The organism is Dactylosporangium sp. CS-033363, from assembly GCF_050942475.1.
Taxonomy (GTDB): domain Bacteria; phylum Actinomycetota; class Actinomycetes; order Mycobacteriales; family Micromonosporaceae; genus Dactylosporangium.
On record NZ_CP192032.1, the window covers coordinates 8,499,866 to 8,514,953 of the forward strand.

Below are 15,088 nucleotides of genomic sequence, written 5' to 3' on the forward strand. Positions count from 1 at the left end.
CCACGCCGCCGAGATCGGCATCCGCGCGCCGTTCATGAACATTCCGGCCGCGGCGGCCCCGGATCGGCGTACCGTCAATCACGCCGCAAGCAGCGCAACCGCCTCCGTCTCGACCCGGCGGGCGGCATCGACCCCGTCGGCGAGCGCGTCGAACAGCTCCCGCCGCTCGGCCTCGCCGAGCTCGACGCCCACCGCGGCCGGCCCCTCCTCGCGAATGCCGCACAGCCGCGCCAGGAGCTGCCGTTCCACGCCCTCGCCGAAGTCCTCCCCGAGCGCACCGGCGGCAAGCGCGGCGACGCCCGACCAGTGCCGCCCCGCCTCCCGGTACAGCTCGGCCGCCTCGGCCCACCGCCCGATCCCGGCCAGTTCGGCCGCCTCGACGAGGAAGTCGGCATACAGCGGCCGGGTGCCGCCGGGCGCCGTGTCCCGCAGCTCCAGACACTCGTACAGCCGCCGCATCCCGAACGCCAGCGCCTCGGGTGCGGCAAACCGCCGCGCGAACCCGCCCTTGGTCCGCGCGTCCCGCAGCTGACCCGCGAGCCGCTCCATCCCGGACAGCCCGAAGTTGACGTCGAACGCGTTGCCGAGCACCGGCCCCGTGAGGTGCCCGGCCGTCACCGCGACGGCGTCCTTGACGGCGCCGACGAGCCCGCCGCCCGACGTGCCCGCGCCGCGGAGGACGATCCGGTGGTGCCGGCCCTTGCGATGGGCCGCCCAGGCGCTCGCGAAGGCCTCCAGCGAGATCTCGTGCGGCACGACGGCCTCGTCCTCGACCAGCAGCACCCCCTCGCGCTCCGCCACGACGACCACCCCGTGCGGGTCGGTGTCCAGGTAGGGCTCGGAGGCCCGCCACGGCAGCCGGGTGGCGGACACGACGCAGTAAACCGGTTTTCCGGCCCGCAGTGCCGCCCGGAGCGCCGCCATCGCGGGCTGGGCCGCGCCGTGCTCCTCCTCGTAGCCGATCCCGAGCCGGGTGAGCGCGGACGGCACCCAGGGGTCGGGATGGTGCTGCGCGACGATGGTCAGGATGGGCGGCAGTCCCCGGTACTCGAACACCGCCGCCATGAACCCGATCCCGCCCCCGAGGCCGCACGCCATGGCCTCGCTCAGCTGGATCCCCTCGCGGCTCAACAGGTGCCGCAGCAGCGTGCTCGGCTGGTGCTGCCCACCCCCGAATGCAGATGAAGTCTCGGCTGCCACCGTTTCGGCTGCCGTCGCCCGGGCGGCGGCAGCCAGGACGTGGCGGCGCGCGGTCGTATAGGACTCGCCGGTCCGCGCGGCCCGTTCGCGGACACGGCGCTTCAGCTGCTTGTGATCGGTCATCGAACGTTCCCCACTCCGGACGCCCACCACCCGCTGCCCACGCGGCGGACGGCGGCGACCGTCATGAGTCGTCTGCGACATGCGGGTCGCGATGACAAGAGGTCACCTTCTCCTCCGCGGGGCCGGCGGGCGTGGGCCACCGGTCTGGAGGTATGGCGTGCGACTGACGCCTGCACCGAAAACCCTACTCCCCCACCCACCCCACGCGCACCGTTCGGCCGGGCCCGAACGATCCCGCCCGTACGGTCGCCGGCATGGACCTGATCGACGAGGCCGTAGCCGAAGTCCTCGACCGCGCCGGGCGCTGGCTCGCCTGGGACGGCACCCCCACGCTGTACGACAACAACGCCTGGACCCCCCACAAGGCCCTCCGCCGCGTCACCGACCACCTCATCGACCACCTGGCCGAGATCGAATGCCGCCTCGCCGGCCTCGAGACCATCCCCGACCACTGGCACGGCCGCACCGTGACCACCCACGCCGACTGCGCCCGCTTCACCGAGACCGACCTCGACGAGGCCAGAAGCCGCCTCACCAGGCTCGCCATCTCCTACCGGGCCCGGCTCGCCACCGTCGAACCCGCCCAACTCGACGCAAGGCCCGACGAAGCGACCTGGTCGCTGCGCGAGGTGGTCGAGCACGTCGCCGGGGTCACGTACTACGCCCGAGCGATCGATGGCGGCCGCGACGCCCCTCGGTGAAAATGGCCGCAACGGCGACCGTGGGAGGATCCGTTGGGCTACCTGGACCCGCAGACCGAGGGCCCGCAGCGCCCGAGCGAGGAACGCCTGGCCGAGCCGGACGCCGGCGTCCTGTACCTGCGCTCGTACCTCCTCATGCGCGCCGTCATCGGCTTCATCGGCCTCGCGCTGCCCTTCGCCCTCGTCCTCGGCGACCTGGCGCTGGAGGGCGGCAAGCCGAGGGGGTCGCTCAGCGAGTACTTCTACACCGGCATGCGCGATGTCTTCGTCGGCGCGCTGTGCGTCACCGGGCTGTTCCTGCTGACGTACAAGGCGTTCGAGCACAACCTCGACAACCTGCTCAGCAACGTGGCCGGGGTCGCCGCGCTCGGGGTCGCGCTGTTCTGCACCGACCGGACCGCGGGGGCGGCGATCGCGCTCACCCCGCTGCAGGAGAAGCTGGGCGAGATTCCGGTCGCCATCGTGCACTACACCTGCGCGGCCGTGTTCATCGTGTGCCTCGGGATCATCAGCCTGTACTTCGGCATCCGCGAGGGCAACCGCACCGAACTGCTCGGCCGGCGCTCCCCCACGTTCTGGCGCCGCTTCCACTTCACCTGCGCGGCCGTGATCGGGGTGGCCGTCGTGTTCATCGCGGTCACCGAAATCACCGGCTGGCTCGACGCCTACAACCTGCTGATCGGCGAAACCCTGGCCATCCTCGGCTTCGGCGCGTCGTGGCTGATGAAGGGACTCGAACTCCGGGTCCTTCTCGGGAGCCGCTAGGTTTGTAGCCATGGTGACGGCCAAACCGGCCGCCGGCGGCGGTCGCTGGGTGGAGATCTCGCCCGAGCGCCTGCGGGGCTGGCTCGACGGCTTCTACGGACGCCACCAGGGCGCCGACGAGGCCGGCCTGGTGCTGACCGGCACGAACAACGGCGACAAGGCGACCCTGCACCCACCGCCCGGCCTCGACGCCGCCGAGGACGTCGACGCCCTGCTGACCGGCCTGCGGCAACCACCCCGCATCGGGCTGCTCCTGGCCCGCAAGGGCGCGACGGCCGTGGGCATTGCCGACGGTACCGACATCGCCGCCTCCAAGGTGGAGCGCTTCCACGTGCACGGGCGCACGGCCGCGGGCGGATGGTCGCAGCAGCGCTATGCACGGCGGCGGGACAACCAGTCCGACGCCGTCGCCCAGAAGTCCGCCGACATCGCCGAGCGCGTGCTGCTGCCCGAGGTGGCGACCCTGCACGCCCTGGTCTGCGGCGGCGACCGCGGCCTCGTCGACGCGATCCTGGCCGACCGGCGCCTCGCCGCCCTCGCCGCGCTGCGCCACCCGCGCCTGCTGGAGGTCGCCGAGCCGCGGCTGACCGTCCTGGAGGAGGCCGCGGTCACCGCGCGCAAGGTGCGCATCCACCTCGTGCCATGAAAAAGCGGGCCGCCCCGAAGGACGGCCCGCTCCGGCAAGCGACTTACGGGTAGTTGATCACGTTGGACGGCGAGACGTTGGACGCCTGCGCCGGTGCCCCCGTGTCGTTGATGACGTGGGTGATGGAGCCCTTGCCCAGCGACACCGTCAGGATGTTGTGGAACTTGACGTTGGCGTTCACCGGCGCCTCGTACGAGTGGTACGCGGCGATCGACGAGTCGGTGGTGAACACGCAGTAGCTGCCCATGCCCCACGCCTCGTGCGAGGTGACCGTGTTGGCGACCTTGTAGGCGGCGTAGCCGGTGATCCCGTCGTGGGACCAGGCGGCGGCCGACGGCGGGTCGTACGGCAGCTCGTTCTGGAAGAAGATGGTCTTGCCGCCGTTGCCGTTCCAGATCACGTTGTACTTCTCGAAGTGCTCGACGAACAGCCCGTACGCGGTCACGTTCTGGCCGTTGACGATCAGACCGGTGTCGGAGGGGTTGGACGTCCAGCCGGCCCCGTCGCCGTGGTCGGCGCGCCACGACCAGATGTGGTCGATGATGGTGTTGTTGTTGTTGACCACCATGGCGTTGGTGACCTTCGCCGCCCCGGCGCCGCCGACGCGCAGGAACACGTCGGAGATCACGTTCGGGGCGCCCGCGTGGTTGCCGGAGGCACCGTTCGGGCCGACCTGCAGCAGGGCCGGGGAGTTGGTCGGGCCCGCGTCGAACAGCAGCGACGCGATCTTCACGCCGTCGACGTCACCGACGGCCATCGGCAGCGCGCCGTTGTCGGCCACGATCGTGGCGTACCCGAGGCCGAGGACCACGGTGTTGGCGCGGTTGATGTTCACCGTGGAGTTCAGGTGGTACACACCCGGGGTGAACAGCAGGTTCAGGCCCTGCGCGACCGCCTGGTTCAGCGTCGCCGCGCTCACGCCCGGCTTCGCCACGTAGAACTGGTTGATCGACAGCGACGTGCCCGGGGTCTGACCGTTGATCCAGGTCGCGCCCGAGGAGTTCGTGCGCAGCGACGGCACGAACACGCGGTACGCGCCCGACGCGTCGGCGTACAGGTACGGCTTCTCCTGCGTCACCGGCGAGGTGGCCAGCGTGGTGTACGGCGGGTTCGGGAAGCTGTTCGCCGGAGCGCCCTGCACGCCGGAGAACACCATGTTCCACACGGAGCCGTTCCAGCTGCCGATGGTGGAGTCACGGGTGAACCACTGCTGCTGCGAGCAGGGGTTGATGTTGCCGCTGACCCGCGAGTCGGCGATGTAGCCGCCGGACGCCCAGCCACAGTTCGGGCTGGCGAGGGTCATGCCGCCGTGGATGTCCATGCGGCGGAACGGCGCGGCCTGCGCGACGGCCCAGCGGTCGACGCCGGAGACCGGGTAGACCGACAGGTTCTCGGCCGAGCGCCAGAAGTTCTGCGTCGCGTTGCCCTGGAACCAGCCCGCGTCGACGGTGATGTCGCCGTGGATCTGCACGTCCTGCGGGTTCTGGCCCAGGCCGTTGATCGAGGTGTAGAAGCCGATCTGGGCGTTCAGGCCGCTGTAGGAGCCCGGCTTGAACAGGAACTGGTACCGCTGGGTGCCGAACTGGTTGGTCTCCTGCTGGGTGAAGATCTGGTCCAGCTTGGCCTGGATGGTGGCGGAGGACTGGCTCGGGTCGAACACGATGACGTTCGAGCCCAGGTCGCCGCCGCCCGGCAGGGTGCCGGTCGGGGTGGGGGTGGGGCTGGTGGGCGGCGTCGGCGACGAGGTCGTCGGGGTGGTGCCGCCGGTGTTCACGATGAACTCCCAGGCCGAGTACCCGTAGCCGGTGCCGCGCGCGGTGCCGTACAGGCGGATCCAGCGGCCGGAGCCGCTCAGCCCGCTGAGCACCTGGTTGCCGCCGGTGCCACCGGTGACCGTCTTGATGGTCGTCCAGTTGGCGTTGTCGGTCGAGGTCTGGATCTGGAAGTCCTTGCCGTAGGCGGCTTCCCAGTTGATCGTGACCTGGCAGATCGACTGCACGGAGCCGAGGTCGACGCGCAGCCACTGCGGGTCGCTCGCGGCGCTGGACCAGCGGGTGCCGCCGTTGCCGTCGACCGCCGAGGAGGCCGGAGTGCCGGCGTTCTCGGTGCTGGACGCGTCGGCCGTCTTGCCCAGCGCGGCGTTGGTGGCCGTGTTGCACGGCCCGCCGGTCGGGTTGGTTCCGGTGTAGGAGCCGAAGACCTGCATCTCGTACAGCGAGTAGCCGTAGCCCGTCGCGCGGACCGTGCCGTACATCCGCACGTAGCGGCCGCTGCCGGTCACGGAGAGCGTCTGCGTGCCGCCGGTGCCCGTCGTGGTCGAGTAGACGTTCGTCCACGTGTTGCCGTCGGGCGAGGTCTGGATCTGGAAGGACTTGCCGTAGGCGGCCTCCCAGAACAGCTTGACCTGCGAGATCGTGGCGTTCTGGCCCAGGTCGACCCGGATCCACTGCGGGTCGGCGAAGGCGCTGGCCCAGCGGGTGGCGGTGGTGTTGCCGTCGAACGCGGCGGACGCGGGGGTGCCGCCGTTCTCGTCGGACGACGACAGGGCCGGCTTGCCCTGCGAGATGAGGGTGTCGGCGGCCGAGGCGGTCAGGGTGGTGGTGATCGCGTACGTCGCCAGCACCACGAGCGTGGCGGCGGCGGCGATGATCAGATTTCGGCGGCGGCGGTTCGCCGTTGGCGGTGCGGCGGTGTGCATCACTGCTCCTGTGTCAGGGCATGGCGGCAGCCGGACGGCCCACCGCGGGGGTGCGGCGGACGTGGCGCTTGTGTTCCGGCTGACGGGGTGTCAGGCTCACCAGACCGGGAACGGGCGGCCCGGGAACCGGGGTGGGGTTCGGAGAGCGCTCTCCAAGGACGAGGGTTATCCGTAGCAGCCCCGCTGTCAAGAGGGCTGCGGTTCCGGAACTGAAAATCTAGAGAGCGCTCTCTAGGAGTGAGCCCTCGGATCGAACCCTGTAATCGATCCCGGCCTCCCGCACGAATGCGGCCACGGCCTCGGTGAATGCAACCGATCGGGTGCCTTCGATCCCGAGGAATGCCGGATCGACGATGAGCGCCGTGAAGGGAAGAGCCGAGAGCAGATCCATCCGTACCGTGCCCGTGCCCGTCTGATCCAGCGCCAGCCCGAACCCGGCCGACCGCAGCTCCCCCATGGCCCGCCCGACCGCCCCGTCGCCGGCCAGCTGCGCGGCCGGAAGCGCCAGCGTCAGGCCCTCGGGCCGCAGCCCCGCCTCGGCGAGCAACGCCCCCAGCTCGGCCGCGAAGCCCGGCGACACCAGCGCGGCCCGCCCGACCTCCAGCGTGAACGGCGGCCGGGCCTCGGCGATCGCCCGCCGCAGATCGGCCAGACGCGACTGCGGGGTCATGAGCAAACCGCTCAGATCCGGCGTGTACCGCGCGTGCGTGCCCTTCCCCCGCCGCTTCGCCGCGTACATCGCGATGTCGGCGTGGCGCAGCAGGTCCTGAGCCCCGTCGTCGCCGTCGCGGGCCGCGACCCCGACGCTCGCCGTCACGGTGAGCACATGGCCGTGGGTGTGCACCGGCGGCGCGAGCTCGGCCAGGATGCGCTCGGCCACGGCGTCCAGCTCCGCGTCTGCTGGATCGTCGACCGTATCGGCGTCCAGCACCAGGACCGCGAACTCGTCGCCGCCCAGCCGCGCCACCAGGTCGCTCGGGCGGACCGCGGCCCGCAGCCGGCGCCCGACCTCGATCAGCAGCCCGTCGCCGACCGGGTGGCCGAGCGTGTCGTTGACCGCCTTGAAGTCGTCCAGGTCGACCAGGATGGCCGCGGTCGCGTGCTCGAGGCGCTCGTTGAACAGCGCGCGGTTCGGCAGCCCGGTGAGCGCGTCGTGGGTGGCCTGCTCGTGCAGGAGCCGCTGGTGCTCGCGCAGCGACCGCAGCAGCCCGTCGTTGTCCCGGAAGGCGAGCAGCTGCCGCGCGACGACGGCGCCGGTGGCCACCACCGCCCCGACCAGCACCGGCAGGCTTCCGGTGCCGTTGACCGCCACGGCCACCAGCAGCAGGTTGACCGCGGCGACGGCCAGGTAGGGCAGGACCGAGTACGGCCGCCGCCGGTCGACCGTCACCGCCTGCGCACGCCCGGCCCGGCGCGCCTGCAGGATGCCCGCTACCGCGACCATGAGCGCCTCGCACATGGTGACGAGGTCCGACAGGCCGGCGAGACGGGGACTGGGCAGGACCGGTACCAACGCGGAACCGACGGAACCGATCAGGACCACCAGGGCGAGGGCGCGAAGGGCGGCGCCGTCGACCGCGGCCGTCCCGGCGAGGATCAGCTTGACCACCGCCAGCACGGCGAGCAGGCACAGCAGGCACAGGACGAGCAGCCCGAGGACCTCCGGCAGGGGCGCGTCGGCGATCGGGCGCACCACGAAGTGCCACAGGAACGTCGCCGAGCACACCAGCACCGTGAACGCGTCGAGTCCCAGCCGCAGCCAGTCGCCACGCCCGCGGACCCGGGTCGGCAGCCGCAGCAGGGCCCAGAGCACCAGCAGCAGCGCCACGGCGAGCAGGCCGACGGCGGCGTAGAGCAGCGGGCCGGACCGGCGCCCGCCGAGACTCGCCTCGGTGAACGGCCCGGTCGACGGCGCGATGAGCAGCGAGGCGATCGCGAGGTGCCGCCAGAACCGTCGCCCGGCCGGACCGAGCCCGGGCGTCTCGGCCGCGACCAGCAGGTACACCCCGCCGATGGCGATCCCGATCGCGCCCGGCAGCCAGCCCAGGAACAGCGGAGCATCGAACCCGGCGAGCCGCACGAGGGCCCAGCCGGCGGCGATGGCGAACAGGGGCGAGTACACGGCGAGCAGCCGGTTGGTCTTCACCGCCCGTCATCACCGCCTTCGCCCCGGCCGGCGCAGTTCCGGCCGCCATACCTTCGGCCGACCCAGTGCCGAGATGAGCGGTATCACCACCCCATCGCGGGCGGTGCGGACAGGGTAGCGCCCGGTGCGCGACGCGATCCAGTATGCCGGAAAAGTGGATCATTACTCAGTTTGCCGCCGGGACGGCCGATAGCGCGGGCATGACCGGTGTGTTCGGGCCCCCGAGAGCGCTCGATGGGCGGATCCGCTGGTTGTTCCTCGTCTTCGGGGTGTTCTGCCTGGTCCTGGTCCTGCCCCGGGCCTACACCGGCGAGACCGCCACCCCGCCCGCCCGCATCGCCGCCGCCGTGGCCGCGGTGGCCCTCGGCGCGTGGTGGCTGCACCGGTACCCGCGGGAGAGCTTCCCGGCCTGGTCCGTCCTCCCCGAGGCGGCCGCCCTCGCGGTCATCGGACTCGGCCTGCACGACTGGACCAGCACGCTGGGCCTGGGCTGCGTCTGCGTCGCGTACCGCGGGCTCTACGGCCCGTGGCGGCACGTCCTCGCCTACACCCTGGCGACCCTGGCCACGGTGACGGGCACGGTCGCCCTGACGGAGCCGGCCAAGGTGGGGGCGATGCTGTTGCAGGCACCGGGGGTACCGGCGCTGGCGCTTTTCACTGCCGTGATCGCCGAAACCACCCGTCGCCAGGAGCGCGCCAACGCGCGGGAGCGGGTGTTCGCCCGCCTCGGCGCGTCGCTGGGCACCACCGCCGACGCGCGCATCGTGGGCCGGCACACCGTCGAGGCGGCCGTCGGACTCCTGACCGGCGCACCGGGCGCCTGGGCGGCGACCCTGGACCCCGACGAGCAGATCACGGCCGTGGCGGGCCCGGCTCCCGCGACCCTCTTCGCCGGCGCGCCGGGTGCGCGCTCGGAGGGCTTCGCGCTGCAGGTCGCGAACGTCCCGTACGGCACCCTGCTGGCCGGCGCCGACCGCGGCCTGCCGGCCGAGGCCCGCCCGGCCCTGGAGTCTCTGGCCGCCCAGTCCGCCCTGGGCCTGGCCAACGCCGAGCGCGCGGCGGCCCTGCACCACCAGTCCTTCCACGACGCCCTGACCGGGCTCGCGAACCGGCAGCTGCTGCGCGAGCACCTGACCCGAGCGATCGCCCGCGCCCGCCGCGGCAGCCCGGTCGCCGTCGTGCTGATCGACGTGGACGGCTTCCGCAAGGTCAACGACACGTACGGCCACGCCACCGGCGACCAGCTCCTGGCCGCCGTGGCCCAGCGCATCCGCGACGCCATCCGCGGCGCCGACGTGGCCGCGCGCCTGGGCGGCGACGAGTTCGCGGTCATCCTGGACGGCATGGGCACGGCCGCGGACGCGATCCACGTGGCCGCCCGCCTGTCGGCCGCGATCCGCGCGCCGCTGCAGGTCGCCGGCGTGGACCTGACCCCGAGCGCAGGCGTCGGCGTGGCGTGCTGGCGCAACCACGCCGAGATCGACCAGCTCCTGCACGACGCGGACGCGGCCATGCACGCGGCGAAGCAGGCGGGTCCGGGCCGGTTGGGCGTCTTCACCGACGGCACGGCGAAGCTCGTGGCCGCCCCCATATCTCCCGTTTCAGCGCTCTGATCTGTTCTTCCTGCGCGTTCATCAGGTGCCGCGCCGCCTGTTCGATGTCTTCCTTGGTTGCGCCGTTGACCTCGACGCGCCACTGGCGCATGCCTTTTACCTCGATCTTGACGGTGCCGGACTGTCCACATGCGACGATCGCGGCGCGGCGGCGCACGTACTCCTCGGCGCTCCGCCCGTGCGGTCTCGGCTCCCTGGTCAGTCCGGCGCGCTGCAACGTCTCGCGCGTTCGCGCCGCCCACAACGCGCGCGCGAGCGCTTCCAGGTCCTGCGCATTTGCGTTCGCTGCGTCGATTGCGATGGTGCTTTCGTTGAGCGTTGCGGTCATCCCGCGCAGGCGGACGGTCACCATCCGAACAGCTCCGGCCGGTCGGTGATGGCCTTGTTCGTCGCGCGAAGGGCTATTCTTACCGCGTCCCGCTTCTCGTGGATGTGTGCGCGCAGCTGGGTGATCGCCTCGCGCACCCGATCGGCCACTTCGCTCGGCACGTCGGCGGTGAACGTGGTCTGCGGCGCCTCGGCCGGACCGGTGGCCGCCACCACCTGGGCGAGTCCGGCGACCCCTCCCGCCGCCAGCGACAGTCCTCCGGACACGGGCACCGCGGCGACCGCAGCAACCGCCGCAACGACGGTGAAGGTGATCGTCCATTCGGTGCGCGTACAGTCACCGCACGCCGCCATGGCCGCCAGCCCCTGCTCGCCGATCTGGTCGGCGTCCTGCCTCGCTCGCGTCCAGATCTCCTGTTCGGCCTCGAGCGCGGAGTGCAGGACCACGCCGACGGTGTACTGATTTTGGAGGAATGCGGGCCACGGCTCTATGAACCCGCGCTTGAACTTCTCGGCCGCTTCGCCGGTCCAGTTGCGCAGCGCCACGTTGAGGTTCTGCAGGTTGGCGTTCGCGAGTTCTTGACCGTCGCCTGTGGATAGTCCACTGAGGACGTCGTCGAGGTGGCGTAGTTTGGCGTCGTACGTTTGCGGGTCGGGGAACCCGGTCAGCGGGCGGAACGCGTCGGGCAGGTCGGCGAACTCCTTGTGGATGGCGCGCATGCGGTAATAGCCGTCTGCTCCACCGGCCGATGCCACTTCGACCGCCAGATCGCGCATGTCTTCGGCGTGCTGCATGAGCATCGCGTACGTCATCGCTTCGCCCCATCGGGGAGCTCGGCGTCGAGCCGGCGTCGGAGTTCCCTTGCCGCGGCCTCGTCGGCCTGTTCGTATCCGGCAACGGCGGTGGTGACGCCGTTGGCGGCTTCGTCTATTTGGCTCGCAGCGGCGGCGAGGACACTGACCAGTTGCCGGCGGAGCGCGGTCCATTCGGCATCGTCGTGCGGTACAAGCGCAAGTTCTTGAGCAGCCCGCGAATAGATCCCGGCCAGCGCGGGCAGCTGCACCCGCCCGGCCCGCCACAGTTCCACCAACTCCACATCCAACACGCCCGGGAACGCTAGGTGCTTGTGGGCCTTGATCGCTCGGGTGATTCGTCCCTTTTATGCAGCTTCTATTTGGGTCCGAGCAGGTCCCAGCGGTTTCCGGCAATGTCGCGGAACACCACGATGCGGCCGTACTCCTCTACGCGGGGTGACCCTTCGATCACCACCTGGTGTTGGACGAGCTTTTCGAAGGCCGCGTCGAAGTCGTCGACCCGGAGGAAGAACCCGACCCGCCCGGCCGCCTGTTCTCCCACCCCTTGCGCCTGGCGCTCTCCGTCCGCTTGGGCGAGGAGGATGCCGGTCTGCGCGCCGGGCGGACGGACCACCACCCACCGCTTGGCCCGGCCCCCCGCACTGGTGACGGAGGGTGAGTCCTCGACCAGCTCGAACCCCAGCACCCCGGTGAAGAACTCGATGGCCGGGTCATACGCGTCCACCACGATCGTGACCAGCTCAAGCCGCATTCGCGCAGCGTAACCCGCGAGCGGGATACTGCGTGGTCGGCGGCCTCGGGCATGCGCTACGCTGTACCGGCTGCCCACGCGAGTGGGGTGGCACCGGGACATAGCGCAGCTTGGTAGCGCACTTGACTGGGGGTCAAGGGGTCGTGGGTTCGAATCCCGCTGTCCCGACCGGTACGACAGAGCCGTTGATCGAGGGCAGTTAGCCCAGGTCAGCGGCTCTCTCACTATCCCGGCGCAGATGGCGGTGGCCGATCAACAGGGATTGGCCGCGGGACCACTTGGGGACCAGGCGCCCTTTGGTTGGACTGATTGGCTCCTGCCGCGCTGGCCTGACGATTGAGTTGGGAACCGCCGGTTACAGTCCACGTCGAGTATCCCGAGTAGGTGCCATCGGCTCGCTTCACGCCGCACCACGCCGGGTTACAAGCGTCGTAATCCGCCAGCCGTCAGGCTGCATTACCGCCTCGGCGTGCCACGCCAGCGGCATGGACGACGTACCTGAACCGGCGCGACCGGTCGGCCACCCGCCGGGCTGCAGCAGTTCTTCCGCTGGCTGCTCGACGAGAATGAGATCACCCGCTCCACCATGGATCGCGTCAAGCTGTCCAGCTCTAACGTCCGAAACGACCGGCGCTGTGGTCGGCGTCCAGGGGTAGGCCTTCGAATGGTGGAAGCTCGATCTCACCGACAAGGACTTTATAGAGGCATTCGGTGGCCGGCATGGCGATCTCAAACCAGTTGTCCAGCTCCCCGTCCACAATGACCACCCCCCAGGCATCCGGGTCGAGATCGTCTCGTGAGTCCCAATAGAAGTAGGTTGACTCCACAACCGCGAAGGCGATCAAACGCCGCCCTTCGACGAAGAATCGACCGGGCAACTGAATGCCGTGTTCACGGAAATAATCCCAGGCCGACTCCCGCTCCTCGATAAGCGAGGCAAGATCCACGTCACTTGAGGGGTTCGGGCCAAAGACAGTCAGCCAGTCGTCGAGTGAGGCGCTTCCCGTATGGGAGATGAGATCTATGTAATCACTGGGAACCGGTCGACCGATCACTTCCTCAGCGGACTCCCACGAGAGTGGCACCACGTCCTGCGCAACACCCAACAGGGCGGCAAGTCTGTCTGCAAAGTTCTCCATGCCAGACTGTCACGTTCCAAATCTTGACGTTGGGCGGATCGAGGTCGAAGCCCGACCCGGTCACGCCGAGGTCCGCGCGGACGTCGGCGAGTAGCGCACGCATCCCGAAGAGCGCCGTCTCGATCGCGGCGCACAGACTGGGATCTTTCGGGTTGGCCGTACTGGGGTCCGGGTCGTACACGAACCCCCCGGCGAACCGTTCCCACGCCCCGGCGAGGCCGAAGAAGTTGCGGCCGAACTCCCGGAAGTGCCGAAAGCCCCGGGCAGGCCGCCCGGGACGGTGGACCCGCCCGCGTGCAGGGCATCGGCGCACCAGGTGAGGCAGGAGTTTCCAGCCGCGCTCGTCAACACCAGCGCGAGACTAGCCGAAGCAGCGCGAGAGGTTCAGATCGCCGGTGACTACGGCGAAGATGGGGACCGAGTGGGGCCACACACCGTGCGTGATGGTGGACGACGGGGTCGTGGGTGCGAATCCCGCTGTCCCGACGTAGCAAAAGTTGCTGAAGCTCAATTGCGAGCGGATCGCTCAGCCGCGCCGAACGTGACGGTCACCGAGCCGTCGGCGCCGTCGCCGTACTGGAATCCCCCAGGCGCGACGCCGCCAGTCCCGGGCGCGACGCTCTGGGACGTGAGCGTGAAGTACGACAGGTCCGCGTTGCTGGAGCCGCCGCCGCCCCCGCCGCCGTCCGTGGCCATCCCCCAGCCGCCCCCTCCGCCGCCGGTCCAGCCTCCGCCGCCGTCGCCGCCCGCGTAGTACGTGTTCCAGTTCTGGGCGCCGCTGCCGCCGGCGGCCACGTCGAGTGTGGTCGCGTCGTAGGCGCCGCCCTCCGTCGGGCCGGCGACCGTGTTCGGGTCGGTAGTGCCGGCCGCGCCGCCGGTCGAGGTGCCGCCCGGGTGGCCGCCGCCGGCCGCGCCGCCGCTGGGTGCTTCCTCGCCCGCGTTGCCGCCGGCCGCCGACCAGCCGGCTCCGCCACCGCCGCCGGCGATGACCAGTTTCGAGCGCACCGTGTTCGCCGCGTCGATCGCCAGCACGCCGGAGCCGCCGCCGCCCGGCATCTGTGCGGTGTCGGGATCGGCCCGGCCGCCGGCTCCGACGATCACGTAGAGCGCGGCGGTGTCCGGCGGCAGCGTTGCGGTACCCACGATCTGGGCGCCGTTGCCGCCGTTCAAGGGGGTCAGGTAGCTGCTCGACCCGCCGCCGCCGAGCGCCGTGATCGTCACCGCCGTCGTCCCGGCCGGCACCGTCAGCCGGTACGAGCCGGGCGCCGTGCACGTCACCGTGCTGTTCGGCTCGGGCGTCGCCCCGTCGGTGCACGGCGGCTCCACCGCATGGGCCGCGATCGCCCCGCCCGCCAGCACCGCCACAACGGTCGCACCGGCCGCCATCCCGCGCTCGATCCTCACCATTCCATGATCAAGTGAAAGTGGCGCTGTTCGGTGCCGTTCGCGCAAACCGGGGGCGGAAGGGCGTCAGTCCCACCAGATGTACCACTGGTCGGCGGGCGCCTGGTTCCGCGCCACCTTCGCCGGAAGGCCGACGGTCTGGAGCATGTCGTCGCAGTACGCCCACTGCTCCACCGCCACCGCCGCGATCTCGGCCGGATCGGTGGGCGGCGCGTCGACGACGAGATCGAGCCAACTGCCGTGCAGCCCGCGCACGCATGCGCCGAACCGGCGGTACCACGAATGCAGGAACGCCGCATGGTGCACCGGGTCGAGCCCCTGATGCCGCGACGTCACCAGGTTGGCCGCGCGCGGGCGGCCCAGGAGCAACGGCAGCTCCCAGCCGCCCTCGGCCGTGTCGGCCAGGCAGAGCCAGCGCACGTCCCTCCAGCCGCGCCGCAGTCGCTCGGCCGCGCCGCCCGGCAGAGGGGCCGGCGGATTCGCGGCCAGGTCCGCCACGAGGGCCGGCAGGTCCAGCTCGGCCAGGTACGGCTCCTCGACCCGCTGCACCGCCACCAGCTCCGCCACCACCGCGTCGGGGTCGGGCGCCGGCGCGAGCCGCTCGCGCCGGCGCGCCAGCTCGTCCGGGCCGGCGCTGCTCAGAAACGGCCACAAGCCGGTCACGGGGTACAGCTCGCGCCACCGCTGCCACAGCCCGTCCTGCGCCTCGCCCGGCACGGCGAACGCGAACAGCTTCTGCACGAAGCGCATCGTACGTTG

The 15,088-nt window shown here is 71.1% G+C and carries 14 protein-coding genes and 1 tRNA gene; 5 read left to right on the forward strand and 10 right to left on the reverse strand.

All coding sequences use genetic code 11. The features are described from left to right. Window positions 1–78: 78 nt before the first annotated feature. Window positions 79–1,323, reverse strand: coding sequence for a BtrH N-terminal domain-containing protein (locus ACQPZ4_RS39100; protein WP_433047714.1), 1,245 nt, complete (start codon window positions 1,321–1,323; stop codon window positions 79–81). 254 nt (window positions 1,324–1,577) lie between these two features. Here ACQPZ4_RS39100 and ACQPZ4_RS39105 point away from each other — a divergent pair, with 254 nt between their 5' ends. From ACQPZ4_RS39105 to ACQPZ4_RS39115, 3 genes are read left to right on the forward strand one after another with little or no spacing between them, the layout of a single operon-like run. Beyond that, entirely contained in the window at window positions 1,578–2,024 is a 447-nt protein-coding gene (locus tag ACQPZ4_RS39105; protein ID WP_433047717.1) for a hypothetical protein, read from the forward strand. 33 nt (window positions 2,025–2,057) lie between these two features. After that, entirely contained in the window at window positions 2,058–2,789 is a 732-nt protein-coding gene (locus ACQPZ4_RS39110; protein ID WP_433047720.1) for a hypothetical protein, read from the forward strand. A 10-nt stretch (window positions 2,790–2,799) separates the two neighbouring features. Beyond that, window positions 2,800–3,435 carry an acVLRF1 family peptidyl-tRNA hydrolase gene (locus tag ACQPZ4_RS39115; RefSeq protein WP_433047723.1) on the forward strand — a complete coding sequence of 212 codons (636 nt, stop codon included), beginning with the start codon at window positions 2,800–2,802 and terminating at the stop codon, window positions 3,433–3,435. A 43-nt stretch (window positions 3,436–3,478) separates the two neighbouring features. On the opposite strand, the gene ACQPZ4_RS39120 is transcribed toward ACQPZ4_RS39115, so the two are convergent. Beyond that, the gene (locus ACQPZ4_RS39120) at window positions 3,479–6,133 is read right to left on the reverse strand and encodes a discoidin domain-containing protein (protein WP_433047726.1); all 2,655 of its coding nucleotides are present in this window, start codon (window positions 6,131–6,133) and stop codon (window positions 3,479–3,481) included. A gap of 217 nt (window positions 6,134–6,350) precedes the next feature. Then, on the reverse strand, window positions 6,351–8,279 hold the full coding sequence (locus tag ACQPZ4_RS39125; RefSeq protein ID WP_433047729.1) for a diguanylate cyclase domain-containing protein: 1,929 nt from the start codon (window positions 8,277–8,279) through the stop codon (window positions 6,351–6,353). 143 nt (window positions 8,280–8,422) lie between these two features. On the opposite strand from ACQPZ4_RS39125, the gene ACQPZ4_RS39130 reads away from it, so the two are divergent. Next, window positions 8,423–9,892, forward strand: a complete 1,470-nt coding sequence (locus tag ACQPZ4_RS39130; protein ID WP_433047732.1) for a diguanylate cyclase domain-containing protein — start codon at window positions 8,423–8,425, stop codon at window positions 9,890–9,892. Here ACQPZ4_RS39130 and ACQPZ4_RS39135 read toward each other — a convergent pair. The 4 genes from ACQPZ4_RS39135 to ACQPZ4_RS39150 form a co-directional block, all read right to left on the reverse strand. Next, window positions 9,834–10,244 (reverse strand): hypothetical protein, encoded by a 411-nt coding sequence (locus ACQPZ4_RS39135; protein WP_433047735.1) that lies wholly within the window; start codon window positions 10,242–10,244, stop codon window positions 9,834–9,836. The two genes, ACQPZ4_RS39130 and ACQPZ4_RS39135, sit on opposite strands and share 59 nt — an antisense overlap. After that, window positions 10,238–11,032 (reverse strand): hypothetical protein, encoded by a 795-nt coding sequence (locus ACQPZ4_RS39140; protein ID WP_433047738.1) that lies wholly within the window; start codon window positions 11,030–11,032, stop codon window positions 10,238–10,240. Before ACQPZ4_RS39140 ends, ACQPZ4_RS39135 begins: the two co-directional genes overlap by 7 nt. Beyond that, a complete protein-coding gene (locus ACQPZ4_RS39145; RefSeq protein WP_433047740.1) occupies window positions 11,029–11,325 on the reverse strand; it encodes a hypothetical protein in 297 nt (98 codons plus the stop codon). Before ACQPZ4_RS39145 ends, ACQPZ4_RS39140 begins: the two co-directional genes overlap by 4 nt. A 65-nt stretch (window positions 11,326–11,390) precedes the next feature. Beyond that, window positions 11,391–11,786, reverse strand: coding sequence for a VOC family protein (locus tag ACQPZ4_RS39150; RefSeq protein WP_433047743.1), 396 nt, complete (start codon window positions 11,784–11,786; stop codon window positions 11,391–11,393). Between the two features lie 94 nt (window positions 11,787–11,880). Here ACQPZ4_RS39150 and ACQPZ4_RS39155 point away from each other — a divergent pair. Further along, a tRNA-Pro gene (locus ACQPZ4_RS39155) sits at window positions 11,881–11,954 on the forward strand. A 443-nt stretch (window positions 11,955–12,397) separates the two neighbouring features. Here ACQPZ4_RS39155 and ACQPZ4_RS39160 read toward each other — a convergent pair. From ACQPZ4_RS39160 to ACQPZ4_RS39170, 3 genes are all read right to left on the reverse strand, one after another. After that, the gene (locus ACQPZ4_RS39160) at window positions 12,398–12,925 is read right to left on the reverse strand and encodes an SMI1/KNR4 family protein (protein ID WP_433047746.1); all 528 of its coding nucleotides are present in this window, start codon (window positions 12,923–12,925) and stop codon (window positions 12,398–12,400) included. A 507-nt stretch (window positions 12,926–13,432) separates the two neighbouring features. Next, complete coding sequence (locus ACQPZ4_RS39165; RefSeq protein ID WP_433047749.1) at window positions 13,433–14,332, reverse strand: hypothetical protein; 900 nt, start codon at window positions 14,330–14,332, stop codon at window positions 13,433–13,435. A 63-nt stretch (window positions 14,333–14,395) separates the two neighbouring features. After that, window positions 14,396–15,070, reverse strand: coding sequence for a DUF4253 domain-containing protein (locus tag ACQPZ4_RS39170; protein ID WP_433047752.1), 675 nt, complete (start codon window positions 15,068–15,070; stop codon window positions 14,396–14,398). Window positions 15,071–15,088 lie beyond the last annotated feature (18 nt).

Coding starts and splice junctions, on each gene's coding strand:
- ACQPZ4_RS39105 (WP_433047717.1), top strand. CDS start 1,578: ATGGACCTGATCGACGAGGCCGTAGCCGAAGTCCTCGACCGCGCCGGG.
- ACQPZ4_RS39135 (WP_433047735.1), bottom strand. CDS start 10,244: ATGGTGACCGTCCGCCTGCGCGGGATGACCGCAACGCTCAACGAAAGC.
- ACQPZ4_RS39100 (WP_433047714.1), bottom strand. CDS start 1,323: ATGACCGATCACAAGCAGCTGAAGCGCCGTGTCCGCGAACGGGCCGCG.
- ACQPZ4_RS39165 (WP_433047749.1), bottom strand. CDS start 14,332: ATGGTGAGGATCGAGCGCGGGATGGCGGCCGGTGCGACCGTTGTGGCG.
- ACQPZ4_RS39120 (WP_433047726.1), bottom strand. CDS start 6,133: ATGCACACCGCCGCACCGCCAACGGCGAACCGCCGCCGCCGAAATCTG.
- ACQPZ4_RS39130 (WP_433047732.1), top strand. CDS start 8,423: ATGCCGGAAAAGTGGATCATTACTCAGTTTGCCGCCGGGACGGCCGAT.
- ACQPZ4_RS39160 (WP_433047746.1), bottom strand. CDS start 12,925: ATGGAGAACTTTGCAGACAGACTTGCCGCCCTGTTGGGTGTTGCGCAG.
- ACQPZ4_RS39150 (WP_433047743.1), bottom strand. CDS start 11,786: ATGCGGCTTGAGCTGGTCACGATCGTGGTGGACGCGTATGACCCGGCC.
- ACQPZ4_RS39115 (WP_433047723.1), top strand. CDS start 2,800: ATGGTGACGGCCAAACCGGCCGCCGGCGGCGGTCGCTGGGTGGAGATC.
- ACQPZ4_RS39140 (WP_433047738.1), bottom strand. CDS start 11,032: ATGACGTACGCGATGCTCATGCAGCACGCCGAAGACATGCGCGATCTG.